We start from the raw sequence: 2,865 nt of genomic DNA, 5'->3' as shown, positions 1-2,865 counted from the left end.
AGAGGCAAGGCCACCACCTACCAGCAGACGGGCTCGTAACGGAGACGGCCACCCCTATCTGTCGGCTGGCCGACACCGTTGCCAGAGCCGCGGACCGCGCAAGATCAATCTCTGCCATGATGTCCGTGCTGAACTACACCGAGAGGACGGCCGTTCACCATGCTCACCTCATCGCGGCCGCGCGGCAGATCGGACGGTCTCGTGACACCCACGATCTGCGGGTCATGGACCAGGTCGACAACCAGGGCCCCGGCATAGTTGTCGGTTAGCAAGCAAGCTTCATGATCGTCTGCAGGGGGCGTTCGGGGCGGCGGGCGTGATAGAGGATTCCCACTGCGATGTTCGTGACGCCGGTCAGGCGCAGGACCGTGATCGCGAGGTTGCGCGGACTGGCCATGACCTGGGGCGTTGCCGGTCCGGACCTGGTGCGGGAACCGCGCGCAGTCTTGCCGTCCACGGCGACCCGCCGCTGTGTCCCCGTGTCCGGGCTGGTCGCCACGGCCGCCCAAGTTCCCAGCGCCGTGTCCAGCGCGTCGGCGTCGAGGGCTGCGAACACCCGGCGGGCGGATGGCCGCGAGCGACGAGAACGGCCGGCGAATTCTTCCGGATTCGACCTCACACACCACACATCGTGTGCTAAAAATACCTGGCTCGCCATCCCTGCCGGTCACGTCTGCCCGCAGATTTTCTTTCTCGTCCGTGTTCACCGCACACGCCACAATGATCAAGAAAGTGACATTGTTTCTCCCCTGAACCGGAGGTCCGTCGTGGCCGCTGGACGTTCCCGCCCCTCGGGCCGGCAAAACAGACCAGCGCGCGGGAGATCCGTGCCCCGATCGAAACGGCCACGCGGCCGCTCGCAGCCTCGCAGCACCCGGAGTCTCAGTCGGCGCGAGCGGAAGAACCTCCACGTGGCGGCCTATCTTGCGATTGCCTCCGGCGGGCTGGTGCTGGGGATCGGAGTGGCCTGGCCCTGGGTATTCGCCGCAATGTTCGTCATCTCGTTCCTGCTTGCGTTTCGATGGCCGACACTCTGCCGCGCCTATCGCATAGATGGCGGCATCTGCGAGATGTGGGTGAACGGCTGGCTCACCGGGTGCAACAGCCACGCCCCGGTCAAGCGTCGGGATCTACGCGCGGTGATGTGGCCGCCGAACGAGGTGTCTCCCTTTCATCGTGCCGCGCTGGCGATGCGCATCCCGCCGCGGGAGAGCGAGGTGCAGGCCGTTCTCGACGGTGCGCCCCGCCGAATCACGATGCGAAACCTCACCGTCTCCTCACTCCTCGTCCTCAGCGGGCTGATCGCCCTCGTAGGCGCACCTGTCGGGTCGCAGTGACCATCCGGAGCCGACAGTGGATATGAGCGACGTCCTCGCGGCGATGGGCAGACCGGGCGTGGTGGCAACACTGTCGGAGCCAAGCGAGCAGGCCGCTATTGCGGAGACGGCAGCGAAGCTGGCCATAACCAAACCGCTGTATCTCTACCGCCAGGATCCCAGCCTGGTGCGGGTCCGGCCCTGGGTGCGGACGAGCCCGATGAACGTGCTGCGCGAACTCGGCGTCGCGACTACCTTCTACCCCGACGGGCCCTTCTCCGACATGGCGCGGCACTGGGCGCAGGTCCGCTACTGCGGCGTCCTCACCACCCGTACCCGTGGGGTGAGCACGCTCCCACAGCTGGCGATCGGTGACACCAGCCGCGTGGTGCACCACCACAAGACCGCGCAGTCCGAGCACCTGGGCATCGGGTTCGCGATGGTCGTCGCCCGGGCGGTGCTGAACAGCCGCCACCCCGGATTCCGGTTCCAGGCGATGGACGCGGAGGTAGCGCTGGCCGATGGGTCCGCCCTGGGTCACTCAGTGCGCTCCGCCGGCTCCAGCCTCGGCAGACCCGACTACATCCTGCTCGGCACCCAACTGCGAGCAGGTCGCTTTCACACCAAGATCTACCTGCTCGAATGCAAAGGCACGCATGGCGAAATGTCGAGGATCAGGGCGCAGCTCGCAAAGGCGAGCGTGCAGCTGTCAACCCTTCGGATCGACGGTCGCACACCCCCCGGACTCATGGTCGCCACGAAGCTGGACACGGCCGGAATATCCTGTCACGTCTTCGACCCTCCGGGCGACGAGAACCTCCTCTCCGGAGCGGCAGGTGAATTCGACGACATCGTGACGGAGGATCCGGAACCGTTCCCGTTCCCCCGGCGCCACCCCACCTATCTGGATGCCGACATCCACCGGTCCGGCGAGCAGCTCAGCGATGAGGAGATCGCACGCAGACGAGCCGAAGCCGGTTGGCGCTCCGAGGAGCTGCTCCGGCCGATCCGGGGTGCGGCCGACATCCTGGAGGTCCCGGCAGAGCGCCGACGGTGGTTGCTGCAGATGCTCGCACGGAGTTCCGCCTTCACGTCTCTGCTGTACGCCGGTGACAGAGCCGGCGCGGACACCTACTTTCCGGCCTGGCTGCGGCCTGAACCGCCGACATCGGGTCAGCTGCCGCTCGAGGATGCTGTCTCATTCCCGCCGGATTTCACCAGCATCCGGTCCTCCTTCCGGCTTGGGCCCGACCTTGAGTTCTTCGGCATCAGCCACCGCATGCCCCTTCCCGACGGCAGGGTTCTCGTCGTCCGGCGCGGAGTGGAGCAGCAGCTGTACGGCCTGCTTAGCGAGCACCGGCTGGCCCGTTCCTTTCGGCGTGCGCGGGATGTCGTGGGCCGCTGGCGCACACGCAGCGGACGGCAGAACCTGCCGGCCGATGTCGGCGCCGACGGCACGGGCATCCTCATGGAGGTTCTCGACCGATGAAGATCCTCCCGGAGCCGCACCGAAGGGAGGTGTTGAGGTTCGGCGAGCCGGCGCTTATGG

Annotated in this window: 3 protein-coding genes and 1 pseudogene; 3 read left to right on the top strand and 1 reads right to left on the bottom strand. The window is 66.8% G+C overall.

Going from position 1 to position 2,865, the window contains the following annotated elements; all coding sequences use genetic code 11:
- Nucleotides 1-269, top strand: a pseudogene (locus MJ785_RS21480) (hypothetical protein); the annotation flags it as partial.
- Here the strand turns inward: MJ785_RS21480 and MJ785_RS21475 are convergent.
- Nucleotides 266-619, bottom strand: coding sequence for a hypothetical protein (locus MJ785_RS21475; RefSeq protein WP_239313965.1), 354 nt, complete (start codon nt 617-619; stop codon nt 266-268). The pseudogene MJ785_RS21480 and the gene MJ785_RS21475 overlap by 4 nt on opposite strands.
- Before the next feature lie 292 nt (nt 620-911).
- Between MJ785_RS21475 and MJ785_RS21470 the strand changes: the two genes are divergently transcribed.
- A complete protein-coding gene (locus MJ785_RS21470; RefSeq protein ID WP_239382661.1) occupies nt 912-1,337 on the top strand; it encodes a hypothetical protein in 426 nt (141 codons plus the stop codon).
- 22 nt (nt 1,338-1,359) lie between these two features.
- Nucleotides 1,360-2,805, top strand: a complete 1,446-nt coding sequence (locus tag MJ785_RS21465; RefSeq protein WP_239382659.1) for a hypothetical protein — start codon at nt 1,360-1,362, stop codon at nt 2,803-2,805.
- Nucleotides 2,806-2,865 lie beyond the last annotated feature (60 nt).

The sequence above is a fragment of the Protofrankia sp. CiT1 genome (assembly GCF_917627335.1).
In the GTDB taxonomy this organism is placed as follows: domain Bacteria; phylum Actinomycetota; class Actinomycetes; order Frankiales; family Frankiaceae; genus Protofrankia.
The sequence above is the reverse complement of the archived record's forward strand: the minus strand, read 5'-3'. Positions and strand labels throughout refer to the sequence as shown.